The following is a 19106-nucleotide window of genomic DNA, read 5'->3' on the forward strand; positions in this document are numbered from 1 at the left end:
GACGCTGCAGTGCCGTGCCGCGTTGTCTTTTCAGTCACCTGGGCGTGATGTAGCGCCCATGTCCGCAACGCAATGAAGTGAGCCCCCGAATGCGTCGTATCGCCATATCCGTGGTCGCGTCCACGCTGACCCTCTCCCTCGCCGGCTGCGGCGTGCTCGGAGCCACGGGGGACGGCGGTGGCGCGAGCCCGACGAAGGGCAACGACATCACGGTGGGCCTGCTGCTGCCGGAGAAGAAGAACTCCCGGTACGAGAAGTTCGACTACCCCATCATCCGGGACAAGGTCGCCTCTCTCACCCGTAACCAGGGCAAGGTGACCTACGCCAACGCCGAGCAGGACGCGGACAAGCAGGAGGGCCAGCTCGAGAAGATGGTCGCCGACGGTGTCGACGTCATCCTGCTGGACGCCGTCGACGCCAAGGCGATCGCGGGCGCCGTGCAGCGCGCCAAGGACGCCGGCATCCCGGTCATCGCCTACGACCGGCTGGCCGAGGGCCCGATCGACGCGTACATCTCCTTCGACAACGAGCTGGTCGGCGAGGTGCAGGGCCGCACCCTGCTGGACGCCCTGCCCAACGCCGACTCGTCCGACAAGATCGTCATGATGAACGGCTCGCCGACCGACCCGAACGCCAAGCAGTTCAAGGACGGTGCCCTGGCGGAGCTCACCGGCAAGGTGACGATCGCCAAGACCTACGACACCGAGGACTGGGATCCCAAGAACGCCCAGGCCAACATGACCGAGGCGATCGAGGCGATCGGCGCGGACAACATCGTCGCGGTCTACTCCGCCAACGACGCCATGGCCGGCGGCATCATCAAGGCCCTCGAGGCGGCGGGCGTCACCAAGCTGCCGCCCATCACCGGCCAGGACGCCGAACTGGACGCCGTGCAGCGGATCGTCTCCGGCGACCAGTTCATGAGCGTGTACAAGTCCTACCCGGCCGAGGCCGAGGCCGCGGCCGAGATGGCGGTCGCCCGGGTCCAGGGCCGCGACATCCAGTTCGACGCCCTCACCCGCGACAAGGTCGACAGCCCGACCAACGAGGACATCCCGGCGCAGCTCGTCAGCGTGGTCGCGCTGACGCAGGAGAACATCGCCGAGACGGTCGTCGCCGACGGCATCTACAAGGTGTCCGACATCTGCACGGCCAAGCTCGCGGACGACTGCGACGAGATCGGCCTCAAGTAGGGCCGGCCGGCCCGGTCACCGCCGGGTCGTCGCGTACTCCCGGGAGCCTGGGTGCTCCAGCGCGGCGGCCGGGAGATCCGGCGGGCGTGCCTGGCCCTGGGCCTGCGCCTGGGCCTGCCACAGGACACGGGCGGCCTGGATGCGGTTGCGCACGCCCAGCTTGGCGTAGACGGCGCGGATGTGGTCCTTCACGGTGTGCCCGCTGATGCCCAGCCGGCCGGCCACCTCCGCGTTGGACGCGCCTTCGGCGAGCAGCTCCAGGATCTCCCGCTCGCGGCGGCTGAGGGCGTTCAGCAGCGTCCGCGCGGCCGCCGTCTCCTCGGTGAACCGTCCGGGCCGTACGAAGGCGTCCACCAGGATCGCGGCGGGGGCCGGGGCGAGGGCGACGCTGCCGGCCGCCGCGGCCCGTACCGCCCAGGGCAGATGACGGACGGTGTCGGCGCGCAGCAGGACGCCGCGTACGTCATGGCGTAACAGCAGGCGAGTGGCCTGCTCCGATAAGCGGCTCACCAGCACGATGCGCGCCGGTCCCGGGCCGGGGTGGGCACGCACGGCTCTCAGTGCGTCCTCGGGGCTGTCGTGGCTGGCGACGAGGACGTCCGGGCGGCTCCCGCGTACCACGTACGGGGCCTGTTCCGGCCGTCCCTCGCCGACGACCCAGAGGCTGCCGTCGTCCTCCAGGACCTGCCGTACCCCCGCGCGTTCCAGCGACTTGTGTCCGAGGATGCCCACACGTATCACGGTCTGTCTTCCTCTCCGGTCAAGCGGCGGTTCTGCAGCGCTCTTTTTTTGGGGGTGACCGCCCCGGTGGCGGGTGCGGTGGCGTGCGCCGGTTCGTGCGCGGCGCTGACACCTGTGCGTCGCCCAGCTTGCACAGTGCGTACAAAACGTCGCTACCTTCAGCTTGTTGCACGCGGACGATGCGGGGGCCGGGAGAAACCGGACACAACTGCCCTTTTCTCACCCCTGGTCGGGGGGAGGCGTGTTGCGGGAGCCGGTCCGGGCCGCGCATAGTTGCGCTGCGAGAGGCGGGAGTCGGGGGTGGGATGGGCGATGGCCGGGCACGGGACGGAGCAGCACCCTCACGGTGCCGACCGGCTGTGCGAGATCGGCGACCGGGTGTACTCCCGCGCCGTACGGCGCGGCAGGGTGACCCGCACGGACGCCGCGCAGGCCCCGTGCCTCCTCGACCTGGCCCTGCTGCACCCGGACCCCGACGACATGGACTGGCTGGTGCCGACCGCGCCCCAGGAGGTCATGACCCGGCTGCTGCGCGGGGTCTACGACGAGGTCAGCGCGAGCCAGCGGCGGGTGGGCGCGGCCGTGGCCGCGGTGGAGCGGTACGCGGGCCTGGGCGGCGGCACGCAGCCCGCGGCGGGCGGTGAGGGCAGCGCGATCCGGGTGCTGGACGGGCCGGCCCGCATCCAGGCGGCCCTGGACGAGGCGACCGACGCCTGCACGTCCGAGGTGCTCACCGTGCAGCCCGGCGGCATCCGGCGCGAGCACGAGCTGACCGAGGGCCTGCACCGGGCGCTGGCGCTGCGCTCGCGCGGGGTGCGGATGCGGGACCTGTACAACCATGTCGCCCGGCACGGACAGGGCTTGTTGCACTATCTGGAGTTGATGGGCGACGCGGTCGAGGCGCGCACCCTCGACGAGGTCATCGAGCGGCTCATCCTCTTCGACCGCACGGTCGCCTTCATCCCCGCCAACGCCGACCGCACGGTGGCCCTGGAGCTGCGCCATCCGGGCCTCGTGGCCTATCTGGCGACGGTCTTCGAGCGGCTGTGGCGGGCGGCGATCCCGCTGACCGCGGCGATCCCGGAGCCCCGCATCGAGGGCATCTCGCACCGCGAGCAGTCCATCGCCGCGCTGCTGGCCGAGGGCCACCAGGACGCGGTCATCGCCGAGCGGCTCGGCATCAGCGTGCGCACCTGCCGCGCCCATATCGCCCGGCTGTCGGAGACCCTGGGCGCCGCCAGCCGTACCCAACTGGGCGTCCGTATCGCCCAGGTCGGCCTGGACGCCCCGGCGCCCGACGCCGCCCCGGCCGGGCTCAGCCTTCCCGGTCAAGAATCCCCGAGCGTGCGATGAGGTAGCCGAGCTGGGCGCGGCTGTCACTGCCGAGGGTGGCGGCGAGCTTGGCGATGTGGACGCGCGCGGTACGGATGTTCATGCCGAGCCGGTCCGCGATGACGGCGTCCGTGTGCCCCTCGACGAGCAGGGCGGCGATGGCGCGCTGCCGCGGGGTGACCCCGTCGAGGGTGGGCTGCTGCACGGCCTGCGGGTACATGGGCGTGGCCAGCCGCCACAACCGGTCGAAGGCGGTGGCGAGATAGTCGACGAGGGCCGGTACGCGCACCTCCAGCGCGAGGCTCCCGTCCTTGTCCCCGGGGATGAAGGCGACGGCCCGGTCGACGACGATCAGCCGGTCGGTGATCTCGTCCAGCGTCCGCGCCTCGGCGTCCCCGCGCAGCTGCTCGTACCGCGCGGCGACGAGCGGCATGTGCCGCTGGGTGTGCTGGTACAGCGTCCTGATCCGCAGCCCCCGGTCCAGCAGCTCCTGATCGCGGGCGAGGGCCACGGCCTGCGCCCGTTCCCCGCGCGAGCTGCTGTAGTTGCTGTTCGGCTGCACGCACAGCACCTCGCCCGTCGCCTCGGTCATCGCCTCCGTGATGGCCCGGTTGATCCGCTCGGTCCCGCTGAGCACGGTGACGGCCGGGATCTCCGCCGGCGCCGTCCGCCGTCCGTCCAGCCGCATGAGCGGCTCGAACACCTCGGCCAGCCGCGCCTCGCGCCGCCGCTGCTCGGCGATCGCCTGCGCGGTGGAGCGCAGCAGCCGGTGCAGCGCGAGCGCGGGCGCGACGGGCTCCAGCCGGTCCGGGTCGGTCACGGCCGGGTGCAGCAGCCCGTGGTCGATCAGACAGGGCGCGGCCGTCTCGGCGGCCGCCCGGTGCAGGTGTCCCTCCCGCAGGGCCTGCTCGTACAGGTGCGTGCCGGGAGGGCACAACTCGTCGACACCGTGGTCCGGATGGGGCGCGGGGGTCACGTGAGTGCTCCCTCCTGGTCGAGGATGCCCGAGCGCGCGATCAGGTACCCGAGCTGGGCCCGGCTGTCGCTGCCGAGGGTGGCGGCGAGTTTGGCGATGTGGATACGGGCGGTGCGGATGTTCATCCCCAGCCGCTCCGCGACGACCGCGTCCGTGTGCCCCTCGACCAGCAGCGCGGCGATCGCCCTCTGGCGCGGGGTGACACCGTTCAGCGTGGGCTGCTGGACCGCTTCGGGGTACATGGGGGTGGCCAGGCGCCAGAGGCGGTCGAAGGTGGTGGCGAGGTAGGTGACCAGGGCGGGGATGCGGACCTTCATGGCCACGGTGCGCTCGGGGTTGGCGGGGAGGAAGGCGACCGAGCGGTCGGCGATGATGAGCCGGTCGGTGATCTCGTCGAGCGTACGGGCCTGGGTGTCGCCACGCAGCAGTTCGTAACGAGCGGCGATGATCGAGCGGTGGCGTCCTGTGTGCTGGTAGAGCGTCCGTATACGGCCACCTCGGTCCAGGAAGTCCTGGTCCCGGCGCAGGGAGGTCTGGGAGTAGCGGGGCGTGTAGTGGCTGACGTGCGGCTGCACGCAAAGAAGCTCGGTGGTCGCCTCGTCCATGGCCGTGGTGATGGCCTGATTGATGAGGGGCAGTCCGCGGAAGAACTCGATTTCCGACGGGGCCGTGTCCGAGTGCTCCCCGAGCCGCATGAGGGGCTCGAACACCTCGATCAACCGTCCTTCGCGGTGGCGCTGCTCGGCGACGGCCTGCGCGGTCGAACGCAGCAGGCCGTGCAGGGCGAGGGCCGGGGCGACGGGTTCCAGGCGGTTCGGGTCCGTGACGACCGGGTGCACCAGGCCGTGGTCCAGCAGACAGGGTGCGGCTTCGGCGTCCTGAGCACTCAGCAGGCCCTCGCGCAGGGCCCGCTCGTACAAGTGCTCTCCGGCCGGGCACAGTTCGTCGGCGCCGTGCGGGGGGTGCGGCGAACGGCTCACGTCTGTGCTCACCCCTCCCCCTTGAGGATCCCAGACTCACCTATGAGGTAGCCGAGTTGGGTCCGGCTCTCGCTGCCGAGCGTGGCGGCGAGCTTGGCGATGTGGACACGGGTGGTGCGGACATTCATGCCGAGGCGCTCCGCGATGACGGCATCGGTGTGGCCTTCGATCAGCAGGGCCGCGATGGCGCGCTGGCGGGGGGTGACGCCGTTGAGGGTGGGCCGCCGGACGGCTTCGGGGTACATGGGGGTGGCGAGGCGCCAGAGGCGGTCGAAGGTGGTGGCGAGGAAGCCTACGACGGCGGGGTGGTGGATCTCGAGGGCCAGGGAGCGGTCGCGGTTGGCCGGAATGAAGGCCACCCTGCGGTCGAAGATCATGAGTCGTTCGGTGACCTCGTCGAGCGCGCGGGCCTCCAGGCGGCCCTTCAGCTGCTCGAATCGAGCCATGACCGTGGGCACGTGCCGTGTGGTGTGCTGGTAGAGCGTCTTCATGCGGCCGCCCCGGTCCAGGAAGGCCTGGTCGCGATCGAGGGCCATCGCGTGGACGTTTGGGGATTTGCCCACGTGGCTCGTGTGCGGCTGGATGGTGAGGGCTTCATGGGAGCTCTCGTTCAGCGTCTGTCCGACGATCAGGTTGATGCGGTCGAGTCCGCTCAGCAGCCGGATGCCCTTGGATTCGGCGGAGACGGCCGGCGTGGGGAGCGTCAGTAACGGCGCGAAGGCCTCGGCCAGCCGTTCGGAGTGCCGCCGCTCCTCGGCGACGCGGTCTTCCGAGGCGCGCAGCAGCCGGTGCAGGGCGAAGGCCGGCGAGAGCGGCTCGAACCGGTCGGGGTCGGTGACGGTCGCTTGCAGAAGTCCGAGTTCCAGCAGGCAGGGGGCAGCGTCGATCTCCACACCGCTCACGGACCCGTCCCGCAGGGCGCGGGCGTAGAGCTCCCTCCCCGGCTCACACAGTTCATCCTCCGCGTGTGTGTGACCCTCGGCAGGCATTCAGTGATCCCGTTCCAGAATCCCCGACTGCGCTATGAGGAAGCCGAGTTGTGCGCGGCTCCCACTGCCGAGGGCGGTGGCGAGCTTCGCGATGTGGGCGCGGCAGGTCCGCACGTTCATGCCGAGGCGCCGGGCGATGGCCTCGTCGACGTGTCCCTCCACCAGAAGCTTGGCGATGGAGTACTGGATGTCGGTGATGCCGTCGGGGTCGGTCTCGTACGGCGTGCCGGCGCGCAGCGGGACCGCTCTGCCCCACATGAACTCGAACACCTGGATGAGGTAGCGGACCAGGCCCGGGTGACGTAGTTCCAGGGCCACCTGCCTGTCTTCGCGGATCGGGATGAAGGCCACGGCCTCGTCGCAGATGATGAGGCGTTCGACCAGTTCGTCGATGGTGCGGTACTCGGCTTTGCCGTTCGCGAACTGATCGACGTAGGCGAGCCGTTCGGGGCTGTATCGGGCGGTGTGCTGATACAGGGTGCGAATGCGCACGCCTCGTTCGACGAGCAGCCTGTCACGTTCGAGTCCCTCGATGAGCCGGTTCTCCGCCCGCCGGCGGCTCGGCTGGACCGTGAGCATCTCGGTCTGGCACTGGGCTGTGGCCAGGTCGAGTGCCGCGTTGATCCGGTCGAGGCCCTCCAGAACCGTGATGGAGTGGGCGCTCGTGATCTGCTGTGTACCCAGGGCCATGAACGGCTCGAATGCGTCGGCCAGCTCGACCGACATCCGCCGGCGCTCGGTGATCTCCCGCTCAATGGGGGTGAGTCGCTGGGTCAGTGCGATCGTGGGCGGCACAGGCAGCAGCCAGTTCGCGTCGTCAGGATCCGGGTGGAGGAGGGCGAACTCCATCAGACAGGGGGCGGGCTGCACCTCTGTGCGGGCAATACGCCCCGTACGCAGGGCATTGGCATAAAGACGGCTCCCCACCTCGCACATCTCGGTCACCGCATGGGGATGTGTCTCTTTAGTCCCATTCGATCCCAAATTTCCACCCCCCAGGGTCCTGAACATGCAGGAACATGATGCACCGATGGTGTGGCCATGACGTGCCTGAATGAGCCATCGTCTTATCCGACGGGGGAAGAGGGGACCTTCAAGTGAGGACGAAGCCGACTATGCGTAAGAAGATGCTTCGCTCGGTGCTTGTCACCACCTTTTCCGTCGTCGCGGCCTTCGGAACTCTGAGTGGCCTCTCCGGCACGGTGAGTGATGCACAGCCGGGCAGTGCTCAGTCCTCGGCGGTCATACAGGTATTGGCTGTGGGCGCCGAGACACCCACCGGTATGGACGACAGCGTCTGGGACTGACATGACTACTCCTCCTGACGACCGCTCCTTCCGCCGCGAAATGGCCACGGCCTACCGCTCCGGCTGGCACTTCATCGATCTGGTCACCGCTCTCCCCCATAGCGGTGACTCCCTGATGGTGACCGTGTTCGGAGAGCCCGTCGTCGTCACGCGGGACGAGGACGACGACGTGCGAGCGTACCGATGCCTGCGCCGGCCCCGCGGGGCGCCGCAGCCCGTGCGGTGTGCCATCCGGTACGGAATGATCTTTGTGAACCTCGACCAGCGAGACCACCGGCTGGCGGACACCGAGGCCTCCCCCGGCCCACGGACCATCTCGGCCACCCCCCGCAGTGCCTGACGCGATTCCCCCGTCGTAACAAGATCGCCTCAGGTGCTTCCCCCCGCAGCGGCGTCACCGTGACCTGAACACGGTGACGCCGCTGCAGTTTTACGGGACATCTCCCGACATGGCCCGCCGCCCGCCCCACCCCCCCGGCATGGCCGGAATCAGCCCTTCCCCAGCGCCCGCGTCAGCTCGATCTCGATCACCACGCGGGACGGGTTCGGCGAGGGCGTGCGCTCGTAGCGCTCGGCGTAGCGGCGGACCGCCTCGGACACCCGGGCCGGGTCCGTGCGGACGAAGGCGCGGCCCTCCAGGGTGGCCCAGCGGCGGCCGTCCACCTGGCACACCGCCACCCGGGCCCCTTCCGCGCCCCCGGCCAGCACATGCCGGGCCTTGGCGCTCGACGCGTTCGTGATCACCCGGGCCAGCCGTGCCTGAGGGTCGTACGTCACGCCGACCGGCACGACGTGCGGGGTGCCGTCCGGGCGCAGGGTCGTCAGGGTGCACAGGTGCCGTTCCCGCCAGAAGGCCAGGTAGGCGGGGTCGGGAACGCCCGGGTCCAGCGCGTGCTTCCCCCGGGGGGCCTGCTCGGTCGTCGTCATGCCCGCGAACCTAACCGCCGGACGCCTCCCGCCCCCGCCTTGAGTGGAATAGACTCAACTTTGTGTACGTTGCCTGAGTCAGTAGTGGGAGACGGCACCGACGGCTGTACCGACGGCTGAACCGACGGCTCAAGCAAGGAGGAGAACGCGAACGTGGACGCCGAGCTGACCAACCGGAGCCGGGACGCGATCAACGCGGCCAGCAACCGCGCCGTGACCGAGGGGAATCCGGACCTCACCCCTGCACACCTGCTCCTGGCTCTGCTCCAGGGACAAGGCCCCCGGCAGAGCAACGAGAACATCGTCGACCTGCTCGTCGCCGTCGACGCCGACCTGGCCGCCGTACGCGCCGGTGCCGACAAGGTGGTCGCCGCGCTGCCCAGCGTGACCGGCTCCACCGTGGCGCCGCCGCAGCCCAACCGCGAGCTGCTCGCCGTCATCGCCGACGCGCAGGCACGGGCCAAGGACCTCGGTGACGAGTACCTCTCTACCGAGCACCTGCTCATCGGCATCGCCGCCAAGGGTGGGGCGGCCGGTGAGGTGCTCATCCGGCAGGGGGCCACCCCGAAGAAGCTGCTGGACGCCTTCCAGAAGGCCCGCGGCGGCCGGCGCGTCACCAACGCCGACCCCGAGGGCTCGTACAAGGCGCTGGAGAAGTTCGGCACCGACTTCACCGCCGCCGCACGCGAGGGCAAGCTGGACCCCGTCATCGGGCGGGACCAGGAGATCCGGCGCGTGGTGCAGGTGCTGTCCCGCCGTACGAAGAACAACCCCGTCCTGATCGGCGAGCCCGGTGTCGGCAAGACCGCCGTCGTCGAGGGGCTCGCCCAGCGGATCGTGAAGGGCGACGTGCCCGAGTCGCTCAAGGACAAGCGGCTCGTCGCGCTCGACCTGGGGGCGATGGTCGCGGGCGCCAAGTACCGCGGTGAGTTCGAGGAGCGGCTGAAGACCGTCCTGGCCGAGATCAAGGACTCGGACGGCCAGATCATCACCTTCATCGACGAACTGCACACCGTCGTCGGGGCCGGTGCCGGCGGGGACTCCGCCATGGACGCGGGCAACATGCTCAAGCCCATGCTCGCCCGCGGTGAGCTGCGCATGGTCGGCGCGACCACGCTCGACGAGTACCGGGAGCGGATCGAGAAGGACCCCGCCCTGGAGCGGCGCTTCCAGCAGGTGCTGGTCGCCGAGCCGAGCGTCGAGGACACCATCGCGATCCTGCGTGGCCTGAAGGGGCGCTACGAGGCCCACCACAAGGTGCAGATCGCGGACGCGGCCCTCGTCGCCGCGGCCACCCTCTCCGACCGGTACATCACCTCCCGCTTCCTGCCCGACAAGGCCATCGACCTCGTCGACGAGGCGGCCTCCCGGCTGCGCATGGAGATCGACTCCTCGCCCGTCGAGATCGACGAACTCCAGCGTGCCGTCGACCGGCTGAAGATGGAGGAGCTGGCCCTCAGCAAGGAGACCGACCAGGCCTCCAAGGAGCGGCTGGACAAGCTGCGCCGCGACCTCGCCGACAAGGAGGAGGAGCTGCGCGGCCTGACCGCCCGCTGGGAGAAGGAGAAGCAGTCCCTCAACCGGGTCGGTGAGCTGAAGGAGAAGCTCGACGACCTGCGCGGCCAGGCCGAACGCGCCCAGCGCGACGGCGACTTCGACACCGCCTCCAAGCTGCTGTACGGCGAGATCCCGGCGCTCGAGCGCGACCTGGAGGCCGCCTCCGAGGCCGAGGAGGAGGCCGCCCGGGACACCATGGTCAAGGAGGAGGTCGGCTCGGACGACATCGCCGACGTCGTCGCCTCCTGGACCGGCATCCCCGCCGGGCGCCTCCTGGAGGGCGAGACGCAGAAGCTGCTGCGCATGGAGGAGGAGCTGGGCCGGCGGCTGATCGGCCAGACCGAGGCCGTGCAGGCGGTCTCCGACGCCGTACGCCGCTCCCGCGCCGGCATCGCCGACCCGGACCACCCCACCGGCTCCTTTCTCTTCCTCGGCCCGACCGGCGTCGGCAAGACCGAGCTGGCCAAGGCGCTCGCGGACTTCCTCTTCGACGACGAGCGGGCCATGGTCCGCATCGACATGTCGGAGTACGGCGAGAAGCACAGCGTGGCCCGGCTGGTCGGCGCGCCTCCCGGTTACGTCGGCTACGAGGAGGGCGGCCAGCTCACCGAGGCCGTCCGCCGCCGCCCGTACTCCGTGGTCCTGCTGGACGAGGTGGAGAAGGCCCACCCCGAGGTCTTCGACATCCTGCTCCAGGTCCTCGACGACGGCCGGCTCACCGACGGACAGGGCCGTACGGTCGATTTCCGCAACACGATCCTGATCCTGACCTCGAACCTGGGCAGCCAGTTCCTGGTCGAGCCGCTGACCTCCGAGGAGGAGAAGAAGCAGCAGGTCCTGGAGGTCGTGCGGACGTCGTTCAAGCCGGAGTTCCTCAACCGCCTGGACGACCTGGTGGTCTTCTCGGCCCTGTCGAAGGACGAGCTCGGCCGGATCGCCCGGCTCCAGATCGAGCGCCTGGCCCGCCGTCTGGCCGAGCGCAGGCTCACCCTGGAGGTCACGCCCGAGGCCCTGGCCTGGCTGGCCGACGAGGGCAACGACCCGGCGTACGGCGCCCGGCCGCTGCGCAGGCTCGTCCAGACCGCCATCGGCGACCGCCTCGCCAAGGAGATCCTGGCGGGCGAGATCAAGGACGGCGACACGGTCCGCGTCGACACCTTCGGCGAGGGTCTTCTCGTCGGCCCGGCGACGGGCAAGACCCTCTGAGGACGGGTACTCGATCCCCGCGCGATTCCCCGTGCGGGGATCATGTCCGCCGTCGGCTGACACGGCCCGCCAGGGGTTGCCACCCCCCTCCCCGCATGGGGGAGGATGACGGAATCCGTACGAAGGGAAATTCACGGTGACCATCGACCCGTCCTCGATTCCGAACTTCGGGGGCCAGCCCCAGCCGCAGCCCCAAGGACCGGCGGGCCCCGTCGTCCCGGATCAGGACCTTGTGAAGCAGCTCCTCGACCAGATGGAGCTGAAGTACGTCGTCGACGAGGAGGGTGACCTCGCCGCGCCGTGGGAGCAGTTCCGTACGTACTTCATGTTCCGCGGCGAGGGCGAGCAGCAGGTCTTCTCGGTGCGGACGTTCTACGACCGGCCCCACCAGATCGATGAGAAGCCGCAGCTCCTGGAGTCGATCGACGACTGGAACCGGCGCACCCTGTGGCCGAAGGTCTACACGCACACGCACGACGACGGCACCGTCCGGCTGATCGGTGAGGCGCAGATGCTCATCGGCACGGGCGTGAGCCTGGAGCACTTCGTGTCCTCGACGGTGAGCTGGGTGCGCGCGGCCATCGAGTTCGACCGCTGGCTGGTCGAGCAGCTCGGCCTGGAGGGCGAGGTCAACGACGCGGAGAAGCCGGAGGACGGCGAGGCGGGCGAGTAAGACGCCCCGAGCCTTCGCGCTGCGCGCAGAGAGCCCGACCAGGGTGCGGACCACCACGGTGGTGTGCCCCCTGGCCGGGCTCTCGCCGTACGGGGCGCGTGCGGCGCCCGTCCGTCCACAGCCTGTGGATGACGTTCCGGGCGGCGCGGCTCAGTCCGCCAGTGCCTTCAGCCGGGCCGCCGCCTCCTCCAGGACCGGGCGCTGCTTGCAGAACGCGAACCGTACGAAGGGCGCGCCCGCCTCGCGGTGGTCGTAGAAGACCGCGTTCGGGATGGCCACCACGCCCGCGCGTTCCGGCAGGGAGCGGCAGAAGGCGAAGCCGTCGTCGAAGCCGAGGGGGCGGATGTCGGTGGTGATGAAGTACGTGCCCGCCGTGCGGTGGACGGCGAACCCCGCCTTGGTCAGCCCCGCCGCCAGCAGGTCCCGCTTGGCGCGCATGTCCTCGCGGAAGGCGGAGAAGTAGCTGTCCGGCAGCGCGAGGGCCTCGGCGACCGCGTACTGGAAGGGGCCGGAGGAGACGTACGTCAGGTACTGCTTCGCCGAGCGGACCGCGCTGACCAGGGCCGGGGCCGCCGTCACCCAGCCCACCTTCCAGCCGGTGAACGAGAACGTCTTGCCGCTCGACCCGATCGTCACGGTCCGCTCCCGCATCCCCGGCAGCGTCGCGAGCGGCACATGCCCAGCCTCGTCGAACACCAGGTGCTCGTACACCTCGTCCGTGACCACCAGCAGGTCCCGCTCCACCGCCAGCTCGGCGATCGCGGTGAGCTCCTCGCGGGTGAGGACCGTGCCGGTCGGGTTGTGCGGGGTGTTGATCAGCAGCAGCCGGGTGCGCTCGGTGACCGCGTCGCGCAGCTCGTCGAGGTCGAGGCGGAAGGCACCCTCATGGGGCCGCAGGGTGACCGGCACGCGTGTGCCGCCCGCCATCGCGATGCAGGCCGCGTAGGAGTCGTAGTACGGCTCCAGCGCGACGACCTCGTCACCGGGTTCCACCAGCGCCAGCAGGGCCGCGGCGATCGCCTCGGTCGCACCGGCCGTGACCAGCACCTCCGTGTCGGGGTCGTACGTCAGGCCGTACCACCGCTGCTGGTGCTCGGCGATCGCGGTGCGCAGCTCGGGGACGCCGGGGCCCGGCGGGTACTGGTTGCCGCGCCCGTCGCGCAGCGCCCGTACGGCCGCCTCCCTGACCTCCTCGGGGCCGTCCGTGTCGGGAAAGCCCTGGCCCAGGTTGATCGACCCGGTGCGCAGGGCCAGGGCCGACATCTCGGCGAAGATCGTCGTCCCGAACTCGGCGAGCCGGCGGTTGAGGAGAGGGCGCGCGGTGGAGGTCATGCGGGTCATCCTGCGCCGAAGCTCTGGAGTTCCTCAACTCTGCTTTGACGGGTGAGCGCGGCGGGAATTCCCGTCTCACGCAAGAAACGAGGCGCCCACGGGGGGCCGCTTCGGGGGAATCGGAAGGAGGGTGACGCCATGGTCATCGGCATCATCCTGGCGGTGTTCGGCATCGTGGTGCTGGTGGCGGTCCTGGCCGCCGTCAGCGAGAGCCGGCAGGGCTACCGAGGGCGGCGGTACACGACCACGACCCGCCGCCGGCACCGGAGCGGCTCCGGCTCCAGCGGCAGCGGTGCCGGCTGGTGGGTCGGCGGGGACAGCGGCGGCAGCTCCTGCGGCGGCGGCTCGTCCTGCGGAAGCAGCTCCTCGTGCGGCGGCGGGTCGTCGTGCGGGGGCGGTGGCGGATGCGGCGGAGGCAGCTGACACGGGGCAGCTGAGCTCCGAACGGGGGAACGCATTCGTGTGAAGCGCCCGCCGGGCATGACCCGGCGGGCGCTCGTGCTGGTGGGGGGCGCCCCGGCGCACGCCGTCATCGTTCAGGCGTACGCCGTCGTTGAACAGTTGAGCAGTGAAGCCCTCTGAGGGATGGAAACCCTACGAAGTTGGGTAAAAACGCTGTGGCGGCGCCACAGTTCATGATTCCCTCTAAATCACCTAAGCAGCCCCTCGTACGTCCCCTCGGACACCGTCCGTCGACTGGGCTGACCGGGCCGAAACCCGGTGCCGACCGGGATGCACCGGACCCACACCGCCTTCTTTTGCGTGCTAGCGGAGCCGATCCATGCTCACGACCCTGAAAACCTCCTACACCGACACGCGCGCGGCCGACCTCGCCTGGGCCCTCGGGCGCGAGCCGCTCCCGGCACTGGCCACCCTCGACCTCGAACTGGCGGGCGCCAGACTGCAGTTGAGGCTCCTGGGCGCCTCGCACCAGGTGCTCCTGGAGGAGGACCAGGTCAACTGTTCGGAGACCGTGGCGTGCATCCCCGGCAGCAGCACCCCGCTCCCGCTCGGCGTGGCCAAGCGGGTGGGCGACTGGGAGTACGAGTTCGCCGCGCGCGTCGAGGTGCTCTCGCCGGGCTCCTTCGCCGGCCGCGCCCAGGAACTGCTGGCCCTGGTCTCCGACCACCCCAACGGCCTCGCGGGCGTCTTCCCCGGCAGCCCGCACGCCTTCACCGCGCTGCTCGCCCAGCGCCACGAGGGCCAGGTCCACTGGCGCACCTGGCACGCCTATCCGCAGGACGGCCAGCTGGTCGCCACCCGCACCCGCGTGGGCGTCCGTGTCCCGGCCGCGGCCGCCTGACGGACCGGCCCGGCAGCAGGGAGGGGAAACGTCACGCGACCGCCGTACGGCAGTGCGCCGCGCTGAAACGTCCTGCGGCCGACCGGTCCCCAGTTCCACACGTGTGGGTGACGAAGCGTGCCGGACCGGTGACGTAACGTCGCAGTCGTGATCGATCCGCACGCCCCGGCCCCGCCCGGCGCCCCGCCATGGCGCGGGCCCGCGCGGCTGCCCGTCCGGCAGGGCACCGGGCGCTTCCTGGTCCTGGCGTGCGTCTTCGTCTGCGCGGCCTGCGGGCTGGTGTACGAACTCGAACTCGTCGCGTTCGCCTCGTACCTGATGGGCGACTCGGTCACCCAGGCCTCCGTCGTGCTGTCCGTGATGGTCTTCGCGATGGGCATCGGCTCCCTCGCGGCGAAACGGCTGAGCCCGCGCGCGGCCGCCGGGTTCGGCGCGGTCGAGGCGATCCTCGCCCTCGTCGGCGGATGCAGCGCGATGGCGCTGTACGCGGTGTTCGCCTGGACCGGCGCCTGGGGCGGCCTGTGGGCGGGCGGCCCGCGCGCCCTGCTGGTCGCCTTCTCCCTCGCCACCGGCCTGCTCATCGGCGCCGAGGTGCCGCTGCTGATGGAGCTGATACAGCGCATCCGCCGCCAGGACGCGGGCGGCGCGGTCGCCGACCTGTTCGCCGCCGACTATGTCGGCGCCCTCGTCGGCGGCCTCGCCTTCCCCTTCCTGCTGCTGCCCCTCCTCGGCCAGCTCACCAGCGCCATGCTCACCGGCGCGGTCAACGTGGTCGTCGGCGGCGCCCTCGTCCTCGGCCTGTTCCGCGGCGACCTCACCCGCCGCGCCCGCTGGCTGCTCGTCGTCACCAACCTCACCGTGCTCGGCGTCCTCGCCGCCGCCGCCGTACTCGTCGACGACTTCGAACGGGCCGCCCGGCAGGCCGTCTACGGCCAGGACGTGCGCGTGGCGCTGCAGACCGGCGTGCAGGAGGTCGTCCTCACCGGAGGCACCGGCGGTCGCCCCCTCGACCTGTTCCTCGACGGGCGCCTGCGGGTCAGCGGACACGACGAACGCCGCTACCACGAGGCCCTCGTCCACCCCGCGATGAACGGCCCCCACGCGCGCGTGCTCGTCCTCGGCGGCGGCGACGGCCTCGCCACCCGCGAGGTGCTGCGCCATCGGGACGTCGTCCAGGTCGACGTCGTCGAACTCGACCCGGTGGTCGTCCGCCTCGCCCGCAACGACCCGGCCCTCGCCGCCCTCAACGGCCATGTGTACGACGACCCGCGCGTCCACGTCAGCACCGCCGACGCGTTCGGCTGGCTGCGCTCCGCGCCCTCGGCGGCGTACGACGTCATCGTCGCGGACCTGCCCGACCCGGGCATCACCGCCAGCGCCAAGCTGTACTCGCAGGAGTTCTACGGCCTCGCCCACCGGGTCCTCGCCCCCGAGGGCCGGCTCGTCGTGCACGCGGGGCCGGTCACCCTGCGCCCGCGCGCCTTCTGGACCGTCGACGCCACCCTGCACGCCGCCGGACTCGCCACCACGCCCTATCGCATCGACGGCCGCGCCGCCGGTTTCGCCGCCGGCCCCGACCGCACCGCCGAGGCGGCCCGCACTCCGCACGACTGGGGCTTCCTCCTCGCCGCCGCGGACGGCCCGCCGCCCCTGCGCGCGACCGGCCTGCCCCGCACCCTCACCGACACCGACCTCACCGAGGGCGCCGAAGCGGCCCTGCGGACCCGGATCGGGGACACACCGGTGTCGACGCTGGTGCACCCCCGCTACTAGCCACATACAGGGGGACGGCCCGCCCCCCGCCCCGAAGGGCAGGGAGCGGGCCGCCGTATCCCCCCGCCGAGATGGCTCAGACGACGTTCAGGGTGTTGTAGGACGCCACCTTCCAGCCACGGGTGTTGTTGACCTTCAGCTGGTACTTGCCGCTGCTGCGCTTGAAGGTCACCACGTGCTTCTCGCCGATGTAGTCGACCTTGCCGGCGCCGCCGTCGAACAGGAAATTGCGCGAGGCGAAGCCCAGCGTCTTCTTGCCGGCCTTGCCGTCGACGGTGAGGCCCGCGCCGAAGTCGCGGTTGTACAGCTTCTGGAGCTGCTTGACGGCGTAGGTGGTGTTCGCGCCGTACTTGCCGTCGATGTCGGCGTAGTCGAACGCGGTGCCGTTCGACTCCTTGACGCCCTCCGCCCACAGGATCTGCTGCAGCAGCGCGGTCGCGTTGCTCCTGCTGTGGCTGGTCGACGACAGCGTGCCCTCGTCGGTCCAGTCGTCTTCGATGGGACCCCCGCCGGAGATGTACCCCTGGGTGGTGCTCGCCGCGGCCGGCACGGCGGTCAGACCGACGCCGGCCGCCAGCGCGGCGGTGACGGTGAGCACGGCGGCCTTCGTACGCACAGACATGCTGTGTTCCCCTCTGTCTCGTTCCGGCCGCGAGCCGGGGGTCCCCCGTCGGTCCCCGCTTCGGCCCGCGTCCGCGGCGGCTGCGGTCCGTCCCCCACGGTCCGTCCCCCGTGCCGCCGTTGTGCCACCGACGCTACGGGCGCCGCCCCGCCCCGCTCATCCCGCACCGGGTGGAATCCGGCGCCAACCCCTGCGGTAGCCGCGCGGTTCCTACAACTTTCGCGGTACGTACGGCGGTTGACGCCCCTGCGCCGACACCGGCGTTACGCTGCGCAAATGCGGAGCCACCCCCTCGCCGCCGACGTCGTGATCGCGCTGGCGCTCACCACCGTCGCCCTGCTGCTCGGCACGGAGTCCGCCGACCAGGGGTGGCCCGAGCCCGACGCGCTCGGCTGGACGCTCGTGGGGCTGGTGAACGTCCCCGTCGTGCTGCGCACCAAGGCCCCCGTCGCCGTCTGCCTGTTCAGCCACGCCTGCTGGGCGGTCTACGTCACCGCCGGGTACTGGCCGGTCGTCAACAGCCTCGGCCCCCTGCTCGCCGTGTACACCGTCGCCTCCCTGCGCCCGCTACGCGTCGCCGCCGCGTGCGGGGTGCTGCTCGCCGGGGTCTGGGTGTACGCCGGGCTGGTCAGCGAATCCTCGAACATGGCGTCCGTCGTCGCCCAGGCCGTCGGCTTCCCGCTGGTGCTGTGCCGGTTCGGCTCCACCGCCCGCAAGGCCGCCGAGCTGGCCCGGCAACTGCGCGCCGAACAGGCCGACCGGGCCCGCCGCGAGGTCGCCGGCGAGCGGGTGCGCATCGCGCGCGAACTGCACGACGTGGTCGCCCACCACATGGCCGTCATCAACGTCCAGGCCGGCCTCGCCCGCTTCGTCTTCGACTCCGACGCCCCCACCGCCCGTGAGGCGCTCGGCACCATCGCGGCCACCAGCGGCGAGGCCCTCGCCGAACTGCGCCGCATGCTGGGCCTGTTGCGCGCCGACGACACCCCCGACGCCGTCGGGCCCGCGCCCGGCCTCGACCAGCTCGCCGAGATGGTCGCCCGGGTCGGCGCCGGCGGCCTGCCCGTCACCCTCACCGTCACCGGCGAACCCCGTCCGCTCCCGCCGGGCGTCGAACTGTGCGTGTACCGGGTCGCGCAGGAGGCGCTGACCAATGTGCTCAAGCACGCGCCGGGAGCACGGGCGGAGGTCGAACTGACCTATCGGCCGGGCGAGATAGCCGTGTCCGTCGTGAACGACGCCGCCCACGACGGCCGCAGGACGGACGGAAAGGGCATACGCCTCACCGGGAGGGGGGTGAATCCGGACAGTGTGCCGCCGCACACCGGCCACGGCTTGATCGGAATGCGCGAGCGGGCCAAGCTCTACGGCGGGACGATCGTCGTCGGCCCGCGCCGCGAGGGTGGTTTTGGTGTGCAGCTGACCCTGCCGACGTCGTCACAGGCCGCACGCCGGGGAGACGCCGACCGACCGTGATCAGAGTGCTCGTGGTGGACGACCAGTTCCTCGTCCGCAGCGGACTGGTCGCGCTGCTGCGCGCCGCCCCCGGCATGGAGGTCGTCGGCGAGGCCGCCGACGGCCCGGAGGCCGTGTCCCTGGCGGCGAAGACCCGCCCCGACGTGGTCCTGATGGACATCCGCCTGCCCGGCATGACCGGCATCGAGGCGACCGAGCGCATCCTCGCCGAGGCCGCAGAACCGGCCCCGCGCGTCCTCATCCTCACCACCTTCGACCTCGACGAGTACGTCTACGACGCCCTGCGCGCCGGCGCCTGCGGCTTCCTGCTCAAGGACGCCGGGCCCGAGCGCCTGCTCGCCGCGGTGACCGCCGTGCACGGCGGCGACGCCCTGTTCGCGCCCGCCGTCACCCGGCGCCTGGTGGAGGCCTACACCGGCCGCGGCGGCGCCCGGACCGGCCCCCGACCGCTGCCCGGCCTGGAGGCGTTGACCGGCCGTGAGGCCGAGGTGCTGCGCCTGGTCGCCCGCGGCCTGACCAACGCCGAGGCCGCCGACCGGCTCTTCATCAGCGAGGCCACCGTCAAGACCCACCTCAACCGCACGATGACCAAGCTGGGCCTGACCAGCCGGGCACAGGCGGTGGTGGTGGCGTACGAGACGGGGCTGGTGACACCGGGCGAGGCGAGCGAGTGATCCGGCGCCGCCGCAGAGGGTGATTTCGGCCCGGGTCTGGGTAGG

19 protein-coding genes are annotated in these 19106 nt (G+C 71.3%); 11 read left to right on the plus strand and 8 right to left on the minus strand.

The features are described 5' to 3' along the window. Positions 1-89: 89 nt before the first annotated feature. Positions 90-1193, plus strand: coding sequence for a sugar ABC transporter substrate-binding protein (locus ACIQ6Y_RS14655; protein ID WP_404037502.1), 1104 nt, complete (start codon positions 90-92; stop codon positions 1191-1193). A gap of 15 nt (positions 1194-1208) precedes the next feature. On the opposite strand, the gene ACIQ6Y_RS14660 is transcribed toward ACIQ6Y_RS14655, so the two are convergent. Continuing rightward, entirely contained in the window at positions 1209-1925 is a 717-nt protein-coding gene (locus ACIQ6Y_RS14660) for a LuxR C-terminal-related transcriptional regulator (RefSeq protein WP_404037505.1), read from the minus strand. 321 nt (positions 1926-2246) lie between these two features. On the opposite strand from ACIQ6Y_RS14660, the gene ACIQ6Y_RS14665 reads away from it, so the two are divergent. Continuing rightward, a complete protein-coding gene (locus ACIQ6Y_RS14665) occupies positions 2247-3287 on the plus strand; it encodes a LuxR C-terminal-related transcriptional regulator (protein ID WP_404037508.1) in 1041 nt (346 codons plus the stop codon). Here ACIQ6Y_RS14665 and ACIQ6Y_RS14670 read toward each other — a convergent pair. The 4 genes from ACIQ6Y_RS14670 to ACIQ6Y_RS14685 are packed head-to-tail and all read right to left on the minus strand — an operon-like array spanning position 3250 to position 7222. Continuing rightward, entirely contained in the window at positions 3250-4242 is a 993-nt protein-coding gene (locus ACIQ6Y_RS14670) for a LuxR C-terminal-related transcriptional regulator (protein WP_404037511.1), read from the minus strand. The genes ACIQ6Y_RS14665 and ACIQ6Y_RS14670 overlap by 38 nt on opposite strands. After that, positions 4239-5222 carry a helix-turn-helix transcriptional regulator gene (locus tag ACIQ6Y_RS14675; protein ID WP_404038368.1) on the minus strand — a complete coding sequence of 328 codons (984 nt, stop codon included), beginning with the start codon at positions 5220-5222 and terminating at the stop codon, positions 4239-4241. Before ACIQ6Y_RS14675 ends, ACIQ6Y_RS14670 begins: the two co-directional genes overlap by 4 nt. Positions 5223-5230: 8 nt before the next feature. Then, positions 5231-6211, minus strand: a complete 981-nt coding sequence (locus tag ACIQ6Y_RS14680; RefSeq protein ID WP_404037513.1) for a LuxR C-terminal-related transcriptional regulator — start codon at positions 6209-6211, stop codon at positions 5231-5233. After that, positions 6212-7222, minus strand: coding sequence for a helix-turn-helix transcriptional regulator (locus ACIQ6Y_RS14685; RefSeq protein ID WP_404037516.1), 1011 nt, complete (start codon positions 7220-7222; stop codon positions 6212-6214). 104 nt (positions 7223-7326) lie between these two features. On the opposite strand from ACIQ6Y_RS14685, the gene ACIQ6Y_RS14690 reads away from it, so the two are divergent. Both ACIQ6Y_RS14690 and ACIQ6Y_RS14695 read left to right on the plus strand, forming a co-directional pair. Then, positions 7327-7518, plus strand: a complete 192-nt coding sequence (locus ACIQ6Y_RS14690; RefSeq protein ID WP_399643311.1) for a hypothetical protein — start codon at positions 7327-7329, stop codon at positions 7516-7518. A 1-nt stretch (position 7519) separates the two neighbouring features. Next, positions 7520-7858: a hypothetical protein gene (locus ACIQ6Y_RS14695; protein ID WP_404037519.1), complete on the plus strand. Its 339-nt coding sequence runs from the start codon at positions 7520-7522 to the stop codon at positions 7856-7858. Between the two features lie 149 nt (positions 7859-8007). Here ACIQ6Y_RS14695 and ACIQ6Y_RS14700 read toward each other — a convergent pair whose 3' ends face one another. After that, positions 8008-8445: a pyridoxamine 5'-phosphate oxidase family protein gene (locus tag ACIQ6Y_RS14700; protein WP_404037523.1), complete on the minus strand. Its 438-nt coding sequence runs from the start codon at positions 8443-8445 to the stop codon at positions 8008-8010. Between the two features lie 153 nt (positions 8446-8598). Here ACIQ6Y_RS14700 and clpB point away from each other — a divergent pair, with 153 nt between their 5' ends. Further along, the gene (gene clpB, locus ACIQ6Y_RS14705) at positions 8599-11208 is read left to right on the plus strand and encodes an ATP-dependent chaperone ClpB (protein ID WP_404037526.1); all 2610 of its coding nucleotides are present in this window, start codon (positions 8599-8601) and stop codon (positions 11206-11208) included. 136 nt (positions 11209-11344) lie between these two features. Then, positions 11345-11881 carry a YbjN domain-containing protein gene (locus ACIQ6Y_RS14710; protein ID WP_404037529.1) on the plus strand — a complete coding sequence of 179 codons (537 nt, stop codon included), beginning with the start codon at positions 11345-11347 and terminating at the stop codon, positions 11879-11881. A 150-nt stretch (positions 11882-12031) separates the two neighbouring features. Here the strand turns inward: ACIQ6Y_RS14710 and ACIQ6Y_RS14715 are convergent, their stop codons facing one another. Further along, positions 12032-13222, minus strand: a complete 1191-nt coding sequence (locus ACIQ6Y_RS14715) for a pyridoxal phosphate-dependent aminotransferase (RefSeq protein WP_404037531.1) — start codon at positions 13220-13222, stop codon at positions 12032-12034. A 129-nt stretch (positions 13223-13351) separates the two neighbouring features. Between ACIQ6Y_RS14715 and ACIQ6Y_RS14720 the strand changes: the two genes are divergently transcribed. The 3 genes from ACIQ6Y_RS14720 to ACIQ6Y_RS14730 all read left to right on the plus strand — a co-directional run bounded on the left by ACIQ6Y_RS14720 (position 13352) and on the right by ACIQ6Y_RS14730 (position 16289). Next, positions 13352-13636, plus strand: a complete 285-nt coding sequence (locus tag ACIQ6Y_RS14720) for a hypothetical protein (RefSeq protein ID WP_404037533.1) — start codon at positions 13352-13354, stop codon at positions 13634-13636. A gap of 358 nt (positions 13637-13994) precedes the next feature. Continuing rightward, positions 13995-14516 carry a DUF2617 family protein gene (locus ACIQ6Y_RS14725; RefSeq protein ID WP_404037535.1) on the plus strand — a complete coding sequence of 174 codons (522 nt, stop codon included), beginning with the start codon at positions 13995-13997 and terminating at the stop codon, positions 14514-14516. Positions 14517-14663: 147 nt separating this feature from the next. Continuing rightward, on the plus strand, positions 14664-16289 hold the full coding sequence (locus tag ACIQ6Y_RS14730; protein WP_404037538.1) for a polyamine aminopropyltransferase: 1626 nt from the start codon (positions 14664-14666) through the stop codon (positions 16287-16289). 76 nt (positions 16290-16365) lie between these two features. Here ACIQ6Y_RS14730 and ACIQ6Y_RS14735 read toward each other — a convergent pair whose 3' ends face one another. Beyond that, positions 16366-16911: a peptidoglycan-binding protein gene (locus tag ACIQ6Y_RS14735; RefSeq protein WP_404037541.1), complete on the minus strand. Its 546-nt coding sequence runs from the start codon at positions 16909-16911 to the stop codon at positions 16366-16368. Positions 16912-17187: 276 nt separating this feature from the next. On the opposite strand from ACIQ6Y_RS14735, the gene ACIQ6Y_RS14740 reads away from it, so the two are divergent. Beyond that, positions 17188-18387, plus strand: coding sequence for a sensor histidine kinase (locus ACIQ6Y_RS14740; protein ID WP_404037544.1), 1200 nt, complete (start codon positions 17188-17190; stop codon positions 18385-18387). Continuing rightward, a complete protein-coding gene (locus tag ACIQ6Y_RS14745) occupies positions 18384-19061 on the plus strand; it encodes a response regulator (protein WP_404037547.1) in 678 nt (225 codons plus the stop codon). The genes ACIQ6Y_RS14740 and ACIQ6Y_RS14745 overlap by 4 nt, the downstream gene beginning before the upstream one ends. Positions 19062-19106: the final 45 nt, after the last annotated feature.

This window comes from Streptomyces sp. NPDC096205, from assembly GCF_044763135.1.
GTDB lineage: Bacteria > Actinomycetota > Actinomycetes > Streptomycetales > Streptomycetaceae > Streptomyces.